This is a genomic window from Alloprevotella sp. Lung230, from assembly GCF_014385435.1.
Taxonomy (GTDB): domain Bacteria; phylum Bacteroidota; class Bacteroidia; order Bacteroidales; family Bacteroidaceae; genus Alloprevotella.
Map to the genome: position 1 here is coordinate 78,641 of NZ_JACSUD010000009.1, position 15,154 is coordinate 93,794.

General features: G+C 56.6%; 12 protein-coding genes, 3 tRNA genes and 1 riboswitch. Of the genes, 9 read left to right on the forward strand and 6 right to left on the reverse strand.

Annotation, left to right across the window (positions count from 1 at the left end):
• Nucleotides 1-122: 122 nt before the first annotated feature.
• The 3 genes from H8527_RS06470 to H8527_RS06480 all read left to right on the forward strand — a co-directional run bounded on the left by H8527_RS06470 (nt 123) and on the right by H8527_RS06480 (nt 497).
• A tRNA-Arg gene (locus H8527_RS06470) sits at nt 123-196 on the forward strand.
• A 119-nt stretch (nt 197-315) separates the two neighbouring features.
• A tRNA-Phe gene (locus H8527_RS06475) sits at nt 316-388 on the forward strand.
• Between the two features lie 33 nt (nt 389-421).
• Nucleotides 422-497, forward strand: a tRNA-Phe gene (locus H8527_RS06480).
• 233 nt (nt 498-730) lie between these two features.
• Here the strand turns inward: H8527_RS06480 and H8527_RS06485 are convergent.
• Nucleotides 731-904, reverse strand: a complete 174-nt coding sequence (locus tag H8527_RS06485) for an entericidin (RefSeq protein ID WP_187546663.1) — start codon at nt 902-904, stop codon at nt 731-733.
• A 321-nt stretch (nt 905-1,225) separates the two neighbouring features.
• Here H8527_RS06485 and mtaB point away from each other — a divergent pair, with 321 nt between their 5' ends.
• The 5 genes from mtaB to H8527_RS06510 all read left to right on the forward strand — a co-directional run bounded on the left by mtaB (nt 1,226) and on the right by H8527_RS06510 (nt 8,118).
• The gene (gene mtaB, locus H8527_RS06490) at nt 1,226-2,575 is read left to right on the forward strand and encodes a tRNA (N(6)-L-threonylcarbamoyladenosine(37)-C(2))-methylthiotransferase MtaB (RefSeq protein WP_187546640.1); all 1,350 of its coding nucleotides are present in this window, start codon (nt 1,226-1,228) and stop codon (nt 2,573-2,575) included.
• 136 nt (nt 2,576-2,711) lie between these two features.
• Nucleotides 2,712-3,746, forward strand: coding sequence for a glycosyltransferase family 2 protein (locus H8527_RS06495; RefSeq protein WP_187546641.1), 1,035 nt, complete (start codon nt 2,712-2,714; stop codon nt 3,744-3,746).
• On the forward strand, nt 3,743-4,459 hold the full coding sequence (locus H8527_RS06500) for an SAM-dependent methyltransferase (protein ID WP_187546642.1): 717 nt from the start codon (nt 3,743-3,745) through the stop codon (nt 4,457-4,459). The genes H8527_RS06495 and H8527_RS06500 overlap by 4 nt, the downstream gene beginning before the upstream one ends.
• A 198-nt stretch (nt 4,460-4,657) precedes the next feature.
• Nucleotides 4,658-5,947, forward strand: coding sequence for a peptidase A26 (locus tag H8527_RS06505; RefSeq protein WP_187546643.1), 1,290 nt, complete (start codon nt 4,658-4,660; stop codon nt 5,945-5,947).
• A 74-nt stretch (nt 5,948-6,021) separates the two neighbouring features.
• A complete protein-coding gene (locus tag H8527_RS06510) occupies nt 6,022-8,118 on the forward strand; it encodes a S8 family peptidase (RefSeq protein ID WP_255498541.1) in 2,097 nt (698 codons plus the stop codon).
• Nucleotides 8,119-8,287: 169 nt separating this feature from the next.
• On the opposite strand, the gene H8527_RS06515 is transcribed toward H8527_RS06510, so the two are convergent.
• From H8527_RS06515 to H8527_RS06535, 5 genes are all read right to left on the reverse strand, one after another.
• The gene (locus tag H8527_RS06515; protein WP_187546644.1) at nt 8,288-9,457 is read right to left on the reverse strand and encodes an FprA family A-type flavoprotein; all 1,170 of its coding nucleotides are present in this window, start codon (nt 9,455-9,457) and stop codon (nt 8,288-8,290) included.
• 165 nt (nt 9,458-9,622) lie between these two features.
• A complete protein-coding gene (locus H8527_RS06520; protein WP_187546645.1) occupies nt 9,623-10,054 on the reverse strand; it encodes a DUF6078 family protein in 432 nt (143 codons plus the stop codon).
• Between the two features lie 303 nt (nt 10,055-10,357).
• Nucleotides 10,358-10,987 carry a thiamine diphosphokinase gene (locus H8527_RS06525; protein WP_187546646.1) on the reverse strand — a complete coding sequence of 210 codons (630 nt, stop codon included), beginning with the start codon at nt 10,985-10,987 and terminating at the stop codon, nt 10,358-10,360.
• A gap of 8 nt (nt 10,988-10,995) precedes the next feature.
• Nucleotides 10,996-11,652 (reverse strand): nicotinamide mononucleotide transporter family protein, encoded by a 657-nt coding sequence (locus tag H8527_RS06530; protein ID WP_187546648.1) that lies wholly within the window; start codon nt 11,650-11,652, stop codon nt 10,996-10,998.
• 129 nt (nt 11,653-11,781) lie between these two features.
• The gene (locus tag H8527_RS06535; protein ID WP_187546650.1) at nt 11,782-13,959 is read right to left on the reverse strand and encodes a TonB-dependent receptor; all 2,178 of its coding nucleotides are present in this window, start codon (nt 13,957-13,959) and stop codon (nt 11,782-11,784) included.
• A riboswitch (TPP riboswitch) is annotated at nt 13,955-14,053 on the reverse strand. Its footprint overlaps the gene before it by 5 nt.
• 154 nt (nt 14,054-14,207) lie before the next feature.
• On the opposite strand from H8527_RS06535, the gene H8527_RS06540 reads away from it, so the two are divergent.
• The gene (locus H8527_RS06540; protein WP_187546652.1) at nt 14,208-15,002 is read left to right on the forward strand and encodes a helix-hairpin-helix domain-containing protein; all 795 of its coding nucleotides are present in this window, start codon (nt 14,208-14,210) and stop codon (nt 15,000-15,002) included.
• Nucleotides 15,003-15,154: the final 152 nt, after the last annotated feature.

The following is a 15,154-nucleotide window of genomic DNA, read 5'->3' on the forward strand; positions in this document are numbered from 1 at the left end:
CCACAAACCATCAACAGACAAGAAAAGTTGTGTTCAAAGGTAACAAAATCCCTCTTCGAGGAGAAAAAGTAAGAGGAACATTTGGCAGTTTGCTCTTCAAATCTTAATTTTGCACAGCAATTGGCTCCGTAGCTTAGCTGAATAGAGCGTCAGATTCCGGTTCTGAAGGTCCTGGGTTTGAATCCCAGCGGGGTCACTTCGGTGCAAAAGATGCCATTTAACACTAAACTCACATTTTCTCCCGTTAAAATTTGGCTGTTATAAAATTACTTCCTATCTTTGCACCCGCAAATCAGCAAGAGATGGACGCCACGAGGTGCCATAGCTCAGTTGGTAGAGCAAAGGACTGAAAATCCTTGTGTCCCCGGTTCGATTCCTGGTGGCACCACTACACTACCCTTCCCTTTTGATTTGCAACCTTGGTGCCATAGCTCAGTTGGTAGAGCAAAGGACTGAAAATCCTTGTGTCCCCGGTTCGATTCCTGGTGGCACCACCATCAAAAGATGACAAACGCTGCAACTTTTTAAGGTTGCAGCGTTTTTTTCTTTCTCTCCCCCTTCTCTCTTCAAAAGCTGCCCTTTTCAAAAAGAAGCAGTCCCATCCGCGTAAAAAAATCAAACATCACCTCATCGTTATACACAAAAGAGGCAAAAAAATAACCAGTCAGAACCGGAGTTCCAACTGGTTTCAATTCTCTCAGTGCCCAACTAAGGGCATTGTTCGTAAGGATTAAGCCTTAACGCTGTCAGCCTGTACGCTATCAGCTTGAACGCTGTCAGCATGTACGCTATCAGTCATTACGCTGTCGCTATCGTTGGTGGTAGCGGGAGTTTCAGTCTTAGAACCACAAGAAGCGAAAGAGATAGCAGCGAAAGCTACGAACATGAAAACTAACTTTTTCATTTTGTTTGTTGAGTTAAAAGTAAAACAATCAATTGCTTGTATTAAAACAATGCAAAGGTACGGACTTTTTTCGCCCTTACAAGAGTTTACTGCAAAAAAAGCAGGCCCCTCACTATATTTTAACATTTAAGAGCGATTTAGAAAGTATTTTGACATCCTTATCTAACGAAAGCATAGTATAAATTCCCTTCTCACGTCCTTTTACCCATATCTGTGAGCAACAGAAAGTGGGAGATTTTCAACACATCGCAACGGTTTTGCCATGGAAAAGTAGAAATATATTTGGCCATCGCCCTATTCTGCCGTAACTTTGCAGATAATATGAACAAGAACTCATCTTTATATAATAAGAAAGCCGCGTTTGTCACCTTGGGCTGCAAACTAAATTATGCCGAAACATCAACCCTGCGCGACCGACTTGCCGCACGAGGATGTGCTCCGACCCAAGAAGACGAGCGCGCTGACATCGCCATTGTCAACACCTGCAGCGTAACGGGCGAGGCCGATGCCAAATGTCGCCATGCCATCCACCGCCTGCACCGCGAACATCCCGGTGCTTTCATTGCTGTGATGGGATGCTACGCACAGCTCTCCGGTGAACACATTGCTAAAATGGAGGGTGTAGACCTTGTGGTCGGACAAGAGTCGAAAGGGCGAATCATAGAACTCATTGAAGAGCATTTGGAGGCCAGACAAATGGGCGCCCGTGCCGACTCGACCTCTCACGGTGGTATCTTCTACCACTCCCCACTCAAAGACATCAAGACTTTCGTTCCCTCCTGCTCTCGAGGTGAGCGTACACGCTATTTTCTCAAAGTACAAGACGGATGCAACTATTTCTGCACCTACTGCACTATACCGGCAGCACGCGGCCTGTCGCGCAACCCTACCATAGCCGACCTGGTGCGGCAGGCCGAAGAAGCCGCAGCGGCAGGTGGCCGAGAAATCGTATTGACCGGTGTGAACATCGGCGACTTCGGACGCACCACGGGTGAAACCTTTTTCCAACTCGTGCAGGCCCTCGACCGAGTGGAGGGCATCGACCGCTATCGCATTTCGAGCATAGAGCCCAACCTGCTCACGGACGAAATCATCGAATACTGCGCACAAAGCCGTGCCTTCATGCCTCACTTCCACGTCCCCTTGCAAAGCGGCAGCGACGATGTACTGGTCCTGATGCGCCGTCGCTACGACACGACACTCTTTCGCTCCAAGATGGAGAAGATCAAGGCCGTGATGCCCAATGCCTTCATCGGGGTAGACGTTATTGTGGGCACACGCGGTGAGCGCGATGAGTTTTTTGAAGACGCCTATCGCTTCATCGAGAGTTTGGACATTTCCCAGCTCCATGTGTTCAGCTATTCCGAACGCCCCGGCACAAAAGCCCTCGACATCCCCTACGTTGTCGCCCCACAGACCAAACGCGAGCGCAGCCAACGCTTGCTCGCGCTCTCCGAGGAAAAGCGCAAAGCACACTACCGCCGCTTCATCGGGGAGGAACGCCCGGTGTTATGGGAACATCTTCGTGAGGGCAAACCGCTTTTGGGGTGGACCGACAATTACATCCGTGTGGAAGCTCCCTTAGGTGCCGACATCGCCCCCGACAGCCTCAGCACTGTTCGCTTAGGTGGGTTCAACGAAAGCGAAGAGGCACTGATGGCCCTCACCTAACGAAGCACGATGTGGCGTTCTGTGTTCCGCTGCTCCCCTCCGACATTTTGAACAAAAAGCAACGAAACCGAACAAGTTGAAAGTGCTTCTCTCACCTTCATACTACCGGTCTACTAATCTCCCAATCTACCATCTCATGATAGCCGTCGTCATCCTCAACTGGAATGGAGTCGAAATGCTCCGCCGTTTTCTCCCCTCCGTCTTGGCCCACAGCGCCCCGGAGGGCGAAGTCATCGTGGCCGACAACGGCTCCACCGACTGCTCGGTCGAGATGCTGCGCCAGGAATTCCCCACGGTTCGTCTCATAGAGATGCCCGACAACACCGGATTTGCCGAAGGCTACAACGAAGCCTTTCGGCGCATCGAGCAGGAAACCCCTCGCCACTACGACCTCTACCTGCTGCTCAACAGCGACATCCGCACCACCGAAGGCTGGCTGCGCCCCCTGCGCACCTACATGGACGCTCACCCCGAAGTGGCCGCGGCACAGCCCAAACTGCGGGCCGAGTGGGCACACGACACCTTTGAGTATGCCGGTGGGGCGGGCGGATTTATCGATCGGGACGGCTACCCCTTCTGCCGAGGCCGCCTCTTCAACGTGGTGGAAAAAGACCATGGGCAGTACGACGCCGTCGTCCCTCTCTTCTGGGCCACCGGTGCCGCCTTGCTCATCCGCGTGAGCGACTGGGAGGCGGTGGGCGGGCTTGACGGCCGCTTCTTCGCGCACAACGAGGAAATCGACTTCTGCTGGCGACTGCGTGCCCGAGGCCGCGGTGTGGTCTGCGTGACCGACAGCGTGGTCTACCACGTCGGCGGCGGCACCCTCCCCAAGGAAAATCCACGCAAGACCTACCTCAACTTCCGCAACAACCTCACGATGCTCTTCAAGAACCTTCCCGAACGTGAGCTCCGCAGTGTGATGCGCCGCCGCACCCTCCTCGACGGGGTAGCACTCCTCAAGTTTGCCCTCGGCGGCGACTGGGCCAACGCACGAGCCGTCTGGCGAGCGCGCCGCGACTATCGGGCCTGGCGCGACGACTTCCTCCCCGACCGCCGAAACAACCTCGCCCACACCCGCCTCGACCCCATTCCCGAGCGCTGCACCCGCAGTCTGCTCTGGGCTTTCTTCTTCAAAGGACAACGCACTTTCGGCCAATTCCTCCCCTCATGAACACCCTCTCCCCCGCTCTCTACCTCATCCCTGTCACGCTCGGCAACACCCCCATCGACCAAGTGCTGCCCGCCCACAACCGCGAGGTCATCCTCGGCATCCGCCACTTCATTGTCGAAGAAATCCGTACCGCCCGCCGTTTCCTCAAAGCAGTCGAGCGCTCCATCGACATCGACAGCCTCACCTTCTACGAGATGGGGAAGCACGCCGACACCGCCCGTTTCTCCTCCTTCCTCGCCCCATTGCGCAAGGGCGAAAGCGTGGGCGTCATCAGCGAAGCCGGTTGTCCTGCCGTGGCCGACCCCGGTGCCGACATCGTGGCCATTGCCCAGAGCGAAGGGCTCCGCGTGGTGCCGCTCGTCGGGCCGTCGAGTCTGCTGCTGGCCGTGATGGCCTCGGGCTTCAATGGGCAAAGCTTTACCTTCCACGGCTATCTGCCCATCGACAGCAGCCTGCGCGCCAAACGCCTCAAACAGCTCGAAGCCCGTGCCCGTGAGGAGCACCAGACGCAACTGTTCATCGAGACGCCCTACCGCAACGCGCGGCTCTTTGCCGACATTCTTGCCGCCTGTTCGCCCAAGACGCGCCTTTGTGTGGCCGCCGGGCTGACCACCGAGCAGGAATACATCCGCACGCAGAGCCTCAAAGTTTGGCGCGACTCGGGCCTTCCCGACTTGGGTAAAATCCCGGCCATCTTCCTCATATACGCTTAGGCGAAGCAGCGGAAAGACTACATATACCTCTTCAAAAAAAGGAATATATGTAGCCTTTCTGCTATTTTATGGGAATATCCTTTGCCCATTTCATCATAATTCATATTTTTGCAGCGTTGGTTTTCTTCATTTATAGTTTTAGCCACAATCTCTTTATCCATCATCTTATTCTTTAATCCATCTAACAAAACAAGTCCTATGAAGAAATTTTACGCTTTACTTTTGATGCTGACCGCAATGGGTCAAGCATGGGCACAGGCATGGGATGGCACGACCGCCTCCATGTGGACTTCCGGCGAAGGCACGCAAAGCGCTCCGTATCTCATCGAACAACCCGCACATTTGGCTTATCTTTCCAAACGTGTGGGAGAAGGTGAAACCTTTGAAGGAAAGTATTTCAAAGTAGCCAACAACCTTGATATGGGTGGGTTGGAATTTCCAGTGATTGGCAAATACGACAAGAGCGTAGACTCCCAAACAAATGAAACGAAAGATGCATCTTTATATTTCAAAGGTGTATTCGACGGCAATCACAAAGAGATTGACCACCTGCTCATCACCAAAGCCCCCGAGACTACCGGTTCCATCGCCGGACAATCCGTATCCTTGGGTGGTGTAGCTCTCTTTGCCTGTACGGCCGACGGCAGTGTAGTGCGTAACGTCACCATTGGCAAGAACTCCCAAATCAAAGTCGATGGCGAAATCGTCGCTGCCATCATTGGTGTGATGGAAGGCGGCGTTTTGGAGAATAGTGCCAACTATGCCTCCATCAGCGCCACGACTTTCGGTGGCGGACTTGTCGGATTTATGACCGGCACCAGCACCATGCAGTATTGCACCAACAAAGGCGTTGTGAACACCGCAGGAATGATTTGCGGCGGCATTGTCAGCCAAATCGAAAAGGGCGCCACCATCAAAGGGTGCTACAACGCCGCAGCTGTGACCGGTGGCTCTTATTACGTGGGAGGCATTGTGGGCATCACCTATGACCAAGTGCAGGTGAAGAACTGCTATAACGTAGGTGCTGTGAAAGGCCCGGAAAGTTTCTTGAGCAAGCCTCACGCCATCATCGGCGATAATGATGGCAAGAAGGCTATCTGTGCCAACAACTATTATGTGAAACAACTCACCGGCGTTGATGATGAAGCAGGCACGACTCAGACAAGAGGCCAATTCAAACAGGAAGAAGCGGTGAACGGCCTCAACAACGAACTTGATGTCAAAGCCTTTGTGCTTGACACGGAAAACGTCAACAAGGGCTTTCCCATCTTGAGTTGGGAGAAGACGTCCACCACTGCCATTCATCAGTTGAGTGCCGACCACGACGTGCAGATCAATGGACACGACGTCGTGTGCAACAAGACGAGCACCGTCTATGACTTGAAGGGACGCGTAGTCGCCACCGGAAAGCGCATGCACATCGCTGCTTCGGGCATCTACGTGCTTTCGTGCCCCGGTGCTCCCACTCAGAAAGTCGTGATTCGATAACGTCCTTTTCCGTAACCACCGAGGTTGGTTCTTCCATTGAGATGTGAAGAGCCAACCTCTTCTTTTCCTCCACCATGATGAAACTATCTCTTCCTTCCACAAGACTTCGGCACATCGGAAGCCTGCTTCTCGTGCTCTGCTGCACACTGTCGGCGACACCGATGCAGGCGCAGCGCCGAACGGTATTGTCCTCCAAACTTGATGCAAGAGCCGCGTTGGCGGTGGGCAGGCAGACGGACGGACAAGCCTCCGAGACCTTTGTCCCCATCTATCTGACTCTTTCCGACAGCACCGCCAAAGCACGGCTCGCACGGCAATATCAGATACACTTCAACGTGCAATGCGGCAACATCTACACCGCCATCGTCCCCCTATCGCACCTGTCGGAACTCACAAAGGAAGCGGCCATCGGGCGCATCGACATGGGCGAACAGCTCCGACCACTGACCGACCAAGTCCGGCAGAAAACGATGACCGACTTGCTGCACGCCGGCACCGATCTCCCCACGTCCTACCGCGGTCGCGGTGTGCTCATCGGCATCATCGACACGGGCTTCGACTTCACGCACCCCAACTTCATGGACGCAGCGCAACAAGTCCGCATACTCAAGGTATGGGACCAGAACGCCATCACCGCGCCCAACAGCAGCTACGGCTACGGCACCTGCTACGAGACGCCGGAGCAAATCGCCGCTGCCCGCCACGACAACGCGATGACCACCCACGGCACACACGTGGCAGGCATCGCCGCAGGAAGTGCCGACACGCCCTACAAGGGGATGGCGCCCGAGAGCGAACTGCTGCTCGTGTCGACCAACCGGAGCGAACAGGGCATTGTCGATGCCGTGGACTATCTGCTGCGTTGCGCTCAGGCGGCCGATCGCCCGCTGGTCATCAACGTGAGTCTGGGCACGATGATGGGCTTCAAAGACGGCACCGGCACGATGGCGCGGATGGTCGACACCCTCCTCAAAGACCGCAAAGGTTGCTTGATGGCCGTGGCCGTGGGCAACGAGGGACACCGCCGCTCCACCCTGCACGGCCGAGAGGTTGGCAGCATTTGGAAAATCCCCTCCTCCGGTTCCGACCAGCTCTTCGTCGAAGCGCGGCCGAAGGAGCACTGCACCCTCCGCCTCACGCTGCGCAACAAGCGCACGGCCGAAGTGCTTTTCGACAAAACCTTTGAGACCGGCCGCGTGTGGACGGAGAAATACGACCAGTTTGGCACGGCCGACAAGGCACGCGCCCTTCTGACCGCCCAATGTCTGCACAACGAAGCGACCGACGCTTTCGCCCTCAGCATCCACGTGGGCTACACCCTTGCGGCCGACGAGGAGTGGAAAGCGGAACTCCGCTCCGCCTTCGGGTCGGCTGCAGCCTACTGCAACAACGGCTACTTCTCGGCCGAAGGTCATGCCGACCTCACCGACGGCACGACCGAAAGCACCATCGCGATGACGGCCACGGGGCGCGAACCCATCGCCGTGGGCGCCACCGTCTCGCGCAACCAATACACCGCGCTGTCGGGGGTGACGACCACCAAGCCCTGGACACTCGGCCAGCGCTACCCACTCTCGGCCCTCGGACCGACGAGCGATGGGCGCATCAAGCCCGACATCACAGCGCCCGGTGCGGCCGTGGTGTCGTCCTACAACAGCTTCGCAGCGCCCCGTACCGTGAAGGCCGACGACGTGGTCTACCGCCGGGAAGCGGGCGGAAAGCCCTACTACTGGTACGTGGAGAGCGGCACTTCCATGGCCACGCCCGCCGTCTCGGGCATCCTGGCGCTGTGGCTGCAAGCCTGCCCCACCCTCACGGCCGACCGGGTGCGCGAACTGTTGAGCACTACCGCCCGACGCCCGACCTTCATGGGACAGACGCCCAACAACGAATACGGCCGGGGGGAAATCGACGCTGCTGCCGGGCTGCGCCAACTGCTGCAAACCAGCGGCATCGCTTCCCCTGCCGCTGCGCCGGACTACGTGCTCGACCCCGCCGCACGCACCCTCACCACCACGGGGACAAAGACCATCGGTATCTACAGTCCGGACGGCCGCCGACTGATGCACACCCCCCAAGCGCAGGTCGACCTGAGCACTCTGCCCCGTGGGCTTTACCTCATCAAGATGACCGGCCGAAGCGGCACAAAGGTGATCAAAGTGCGCCTCTGACGGCCGACCGAAGCCGACCCTCACTCCCGACCACGACGAAGCAAGGAGGATGCACCCCGCGGCGGGGTGCATCCTCCTTGTGGCATAAGTGGGGGAGAAATCGAAGGGGGAAAGCCGATGGGAAAAGCCAAGGCCGGCAGAAAAAAAGTCGGTGCTCATCCCCTGTCCGTCAAGCCAGCACAGCGTCGGCGAGGGCATCGAGGGCGGCGCGGTCGGAGTCGTGGAGACAACTTTTGAGTGTGAGCACCGGCTCGACGAGGTCGATCTTTTTGAGGCCGTCGAGCATGGCGAGCATGGCTTTGCCGGCGGTGGGGGCCCAGGTGCCGTTCTCCACGATGGCCACGCGGCGGTTCTGATAGCCCTTCATGCGGAGCTTGTGGAGGAAGAAGTGCATGGGCGGGAACACATCGCTGTCGTAGCTTGAGGCGCAGAGCACGAGTTTGCCGTAGCGGAAAGCCTTGGTCACGGCCATGTCCATCGACCCGCGGGCCAGGTCGACCACCACCACCTCGGGGGCGCCTTTCTGCTCCAGCACCTTGGCCAGGTGCTTGGCCGCGGCCTTGGTGTTGCCGTGGATACTGGCGTAGGCCACGAGCACACCAGGGGTTTCGACCTCGTAGTTCGCCCAAATCTTGTAGAGGCGCAGGGCTTCGGCCATCGCTTCGCCGCGCAGGATGGTGCCGTGGAGGGAGCAGATGGTGCGGACGTCGAAGCGGGCCACCTTCTCCAGCGCCTTATTGACCTGCATGCCGTAGCGGCCGCAGATGTTGATGTAGTAGCGGCGGCCTTCGGTGGCCCAGTCGTCAGGGTGGGCGTCGTAGGTGCCGAACTTGCCGAAGCCGTCGGCAGTGAACATCACCTTGTCGCCGTCGTCGTAGGTCATGAGCACCTCGGGCCAGTGCACCATCGGGGCGGTAATGAAGCTCAGCGTGCGGCTGCCCAGCGAGAGGGTGCTGCCGTCGGTCACAGCCATCGTGCGTCCTTCGAGGGCGAGGGTGTCGTAGAATTGGTGGATGAAGGCGATGGCTTTGGCCGAGGCCACGAGGGTGAGCGAGGGATAGCGCTGCATCACTTGGACGATGGCGCCGGCGTGGTCGGGTTCGACGTGCTGGACGATGAGGTAGTCGGGCGTGCGGTCGGCCAGGGCGTTGGCGAGGTGGTCCATCCACTCGTCGGCGCATCGAGGATCGACGGTGTCCATCACGGCCACCTTCTCGTCAAAGATGACGTAGCTGTTGTAGCACATGCCTTCGGGCACTTTATATTGGCTTTCGAAGAGGTCGAGGTCGCGGTCGTCGGTGCCGATATACTTGATGGTGTCAGAGATGTAGGGTTTCATAAAGGAAGGGTTAGGGGGTGATTGATGCGGAAAATGGGGGCGAAATGTGGAGCATTTCGCAGCGCAAAGTTACGCATTTTCGGTGGATTATCGGCACTATCGGGGCAAAAGTGTGCATTTTCGGACGTCAGGTCGAGCCCATCGGTCAGCCCCACCCCGCCGCCGTTAGTCGTCAAATCGGAAGCGCTCCTCGTAGCTATCGAAGAGAGGGGGCTCGTTATAGCCGAAGGTGCGAAAGATGTCGGCGATGTCGGCCTGCTGCTCAGGGGTGAGCACGTATTCGCCCCGCCAATAGCGATAGTAAGCGGTGCGTCCACCGAGGTAAGCCCTGAGTTGAGTGCGGAGGGCGATAAGGTCGGCCGATTTGACGTTCATCAGAAGGCGGGTCATCCCTTTGGCCGCCCGCATGATTTCCTCTTTTCGGAACATGGGGCAGGGCTTCTTTTTGAGCACAGCGGGGGTGACGGCGAAGGTAAATTGGACGTCTTCCGTGGCGAGGAGGGCGACGCGGTGGCGCAAACATTGTTCTTTGTCGGGGCATTTGTCGAGAAAGCAGACGGGCCATGCCCAGGGGCGTTGATCGAAGGTGAGTTCCATAACAGCATTGATTTGGTCACAAATGTACGCATTATTTTTGATTTCCCAATGCCGCCTCCGTGATTTCTTTTCTGTTTCAACGTATGAAACTTGGTGTTTCTACACCTGAAACTCGGTGTTTCAAGGCCTGAAACTTAGTGTTTCAACGTCTGAAACTCGGTGTTTCGATGCCTGCACTCTCTGTTTCGGCCGAAAAAAACCGGAGTTTCAGCGGTGCGAAACTCCGGTCGAGGGGGCGATAGGTCGGCCGTGGGGGGGCGCGATGGTCGGCCGTTTCAGCCGCGATGGGAAAGCCGTTCTCCCCTAATCGGGAAGGGCGACATAGACGCAGAAGGGGCCGCGGGCATCGATGCGCACTTCGGGACGGGTGGCCACGTTGAGCGTGCCCTGCCAGAGGCGGGTGAAGTCGTAGAGGGGATATTGCAGGCCGCGGGCGGAGAAGTGGGTGGCGCCGAAGCTGAAGATGGACACTTCGGTGCCCACTTCGAGGGCGAGCGTGATCTGGTCGACGGCGGGATAGAAGGTGCCGAAGTCGCTGACCATGCGCACGCGCGGCGGGGCTCCGAGGGGGGTAGGCAGGAGGCGGGCATAGTCCATGAGCAGGGCGATGTTGGCCAGAGCATGGTCTTCCCGTCGTCCTGTTGCACCGAGGAGAGTGAGGTTTTTGTGGCCCAGTCGTAGACAATGGTTCACGGTTTTTGTCAAATCGTTGGTCTCCTGTTCAGGGATGCGAACGATGCGGTCGACAAACCGACAACGGAGTTCTTCGTCAATGCTGTCGCCATCGCCCACGATGACGTCGGGGGTGAAACCTGCCGCTACACAAGCGTTGGCCGCTCCGTCGCAACAAGCGATGAAGTCGGCGTTGCGGAGGTGGCGTAAGGCATGTTCCGTTGTGGGGAAGAGGCCGGCGGCGAGGATGACAGTGTTCATGATCGGGGTCAGTTGAGGGTGGGCTTTTCAGTGTGCTGTTGCTCCTTCATCAGACGCTTCCACTTGGGCAGACCGAAGCAGGCGACGAGGAGCCAGAAGGCGAAGTTGGCGGCCAGCGACCAGTTGGCCAGCAGGAGGTAGAGGAGGGTGTAGCCCAGATTGACGACGATCCATCCGATCCAGCATTCGAGGTAGTTCTTTTTGAGCATCCACATGCTCACGAAGCTGAGTGCCGTCATTGAGGAGTCAAGCATCTGGACGTAGTAGTTGATGGGGCGGAATTGTTCGGGAATGAGGGCCTTGAAGTGCTCAATGCCGAAGAAGAAAGCGGCTGTGAGCGCCAGAAATGCGATGAGGAGGGGAAGGTAGAAGCGTGTGGGAGTGTGGACGATGACGAAGGCCGGTTGTGCCTTGCCCGTCTTTCGGCTTTGGGCAAATTTCTCAAAAAGCACCATGAGCGTCACGACGGCGTAGTAGAGGAAGAGGATGGCTGTGGCGTAGTTGCCCTGCACGGCATTGACGTAGAGCATCGGGAGGGCAGTGAAGAGAGAAACGTACCAAAACCAAGGGTGGGCTTTGTACTGGAGGATGATGTAGACAAATCCTGTAGCTGTGCCGAAGAGGCTGAGTGCCTCGATGAAGGTGGGTGAGGTGAGGATGTTCATGGGTGGATGAGGTTTGAGGTTTTTGAAATGAATGTCGCAAAAAGGCCAAACGACCTCCGCGTCCTTCCCAAATCGGTGAGAAAAGGGGGTAGGCGCGGAGGTTGTCTGTGTTCAAAAGGCGGCAGTGGCTTAGAACTTCAGTCCGAGATTGAACATGAGGTGAGTACCTGCCATAGGATAGAAGCGGGGGTCGCTTAGAAGCTTACCCGTGGCTTTTTCAATAGACGTTTGAGAGTAACCGTTGGTCTCGTATTTCGTGTTGAAAAGGTTGTAGACCGTGGCGCTGATGGAGGCTTCCTTGACGCCGCGCAAGGGGAAGGAGTAGCCGACATTCAGGTGAGAAACGCAATAGGCTTCGAGAGAATTTTCTTTCATCTCCAAGTTGTCAAGGTACTGACGTCCTACGTATTGCGTGGTGAGCGAGGCTTCAAAACGACGATGCCGGAAAGCAAAACAGTTGTTGAAGGCGGCACCCGGAGAGAGGGCAATGGTGGTATTGCCTACTTTGCGCTCATGTTCGCCATAGTCCTCGTCGTAGAGGTAGGCAGTATAGTCCTTGATGCGGTTGGTGCTCAAAGCAAGGTTGGCCTCCCAGCGGAACCACTGCACGGGCTTCCAAACTCCCGATAGTTCGATACCGGCGCGGTAGCTGTCTTTGACATTTTCCACGATGGCCTCACCAATTTCGTTGTAGCGTCCGTTGGCTACGAATTGGTCGCGGTAGAGCATATAATATCCGCCCACGTTGGCTTCCCATTTTGCTCCGGTGTAGCGGTAACCCACTTCAAAATCGGTGAGCCGCTCTGCTCGTGGCGCATGGTTGGAGAAATTTTCCTCGTAGTTGTTGCGGGTGGGTTCGCGGTGAGCCACAGCCACGGAGGCATAAAGCTGGTGGTCGGTAGTCACGTTCCACGTTGCTCCGAATTTCGGGTTGAAGAAGTGGAAGTTTTCGTTAGTGTCGTGAACGGCCTTCTTGTCGGACGTACCCTCAATTTTATAGCCGATGAAGCGATACTGCATATCGGCAAAGAGGTTCAGACTCTCCACAGGGGTGAAGTTGGCACGTACATAGGCATTACCGTCGGTTTTGGTGCCTGTGTTGCGATAATATTCGTGTTTGGGACGCAGGTTGCCGAGGTAGTTTTTTACCCAAAGGACGCGTCCGTAGTGGTCGCCTTCGTAGCGATTGAGCCCCATGCCCGCAGTGATGTCCCATGCCGCCTCTTTATAATTGAGCGAGGCTATGGCGCCGAAGAAGTGGTTTTCGAGCGCTTTGCGTCGGATGAGGTCGCTCTGCTTCTGTTCTATCCCGTTGAGCAGGAACGTGGGCAACTTGTAGTCTTTCAATTTGCGTTGGTTCTTATACTCCTCGTAGTAGCCCGTGCCATAGGTATAGTGAAGGGCGGCCGAGAGGTTCCAACGCGGCGCAAGCCGTTGCGTGAGGAGCGCTTGGGCGTGTTGTTGAAAATAGACGTCGGTTTGATCGTCATAGAAGCCGACCACTTTCTTGCCTTCTTTGATTTCGCCGTTCGGGTTGTAAGTGCGGCGGTGTTTGAGGTCGTCACGACTGATACCATCCCAAGCATGATAAGTCTTCTCTTTTCCACCAAAAGCAAGGAGTTGGAGCATCGTTCCTCCGTTGAAATAGGTGCCTTGTGTGAAATAAGAACCCAGTTGCGTGGTGGCACGATCGCGATAGCCGTCCGAAGCAATATAAGAAAGGCGTGCGTCGAAAGCCCAGTGGTTGTTGAGAAGTCCGGAGTGGAATTTGAGGGTGTTTTTAGTCGTGTTGAACGAACCATAACCCACATTCACTTCCGTAGCGGGCAGCAAAGCCGGTCGTTCCGTTCCCATATTGATGCTGGCACCGAAAGCACCGGCACCATTGGTGGAAGTGCCCACGCCGCGTTGCACTTGGAGGTCGTTGAGTGAAGAGGCAAAGTCGCCCATATTCACCCAAAAGAGACCGTGACTCTCGGCATCGTTGAGCGGAATGCCGTTGGCGGTGACGTTGATGCGTGTGGCATCGGTACCACGTACACGGAGGGCGGTGTATCCCACACCGTTACCGGCGTCAGAAGTGGCCACGACACCGGGCAGGGTGGAGAGCAGGAAAGGAATGTCCTGCCCCTTGTTCACTTGTGCAAGCGCTGCCCGATTCAAGTTGGAAAAGGCAATAGGCGTCTTACGCGTTGCACGGTTAGTCACTACTTGAGCTTCGCCCAAGTTCACACGAGTAGTGTCGACCTCTTGCGCCGACACTGCTGTGGCGGCGACACAGGCGCCGGCCAAAACAAATGTTTTCATAAGAATAACTTTTTACTACGCTGGCATTACCCAGATCAGTTAATAAGGGGTATGATCTCAGCCTAAAATGAGTAAGGCACCCCCAAAGAGATGGTGCAAAGTTAGCCCTTTCGGGAGAATGCTCCAACCCCTTTGCGGAAAGAAAAGGGGAAAATCCCGCATTTTAGAGCGGTTTTCTCGCGGTGTTTCGGAAGAAATGGCTAACTTTGCTATACTTGTTTGACAAAATTCTGACAGTTCAGTGACTTATGGCTCGTATTTTCTCTCCCCTCTCCCGCGAACTTCGTTATGGTCTTCTTGTGCTGCTGGTGGTCCTCATCGTCCTGACCGCTGTCCGGTGGCTTTGGCCGTCTGCCCCTCACGAAAGCGTCCCCGATCTTGCGCTCACCAAGCGAGAACGACAAGAGGTGGCGGCCTTTGAAGCCCGGATGAGAGCCGACTCGCTCCAAGCCGTCCGAAAGGCGCAGGCACAGCGCGACGAATGGCAGGCCGAGCGCGAAGCCCGTGCGCAGGCGAAGGCTGACCGCGAAGCGGCCTATCAGGCGCAGCGTGCCATCTGGGCCGCCGAAAAGGCGGAGCGCCTTTCCGCCCGCGCTGCCCGGCAGGCCCACTTCGACAGTCTGCGCGCTCTACGTCCGGTGAAGTTGTCGCTCGGTGCCGTACTCGACGCCAACGCGGCCGACACCCTCGCGCTGCAACGCATCCCGGGCATCGGCCGCGGCTACGCTCGTGCCATCGTGGGCTACCGCGAGCGGCTGGGCGGCTTTGTGGCCGTACATCAGCTCTCCGAAGTCAACGGTCTGCCGGCGGGGATTGAGCGGTGGTTTCGCGTCGATGCCCATGCGCCCGTGCGTCGTCTCCCTCTCAACCGGGCTTCCTTCCAAGCCTTGGTGCACCACCCTTATCTCTCTTATGAGCAGGTCAAGTTCATCGTCAATCGGCGGCAGAAGCAAGGTCCTTTCCGCAGTTGGCAGGACTTCCGCAACTGCCCCCTCTTCTCTCCGACCGACCTTGAGCGGCTTGCTCCCTACTTCTATTTCTGATTGCAAATGCTATCATTCTCTCATTAGAACAAAGACCTCATGACTCCCGACTCCATATTATAGTCGTCCCTTAAAAAGCTTTGATAAGTGAAACGTCATTCCTTCCCTGCCTCTCGCTTATTATTTTGAGCAGCCACAAAAGAACTCTCATG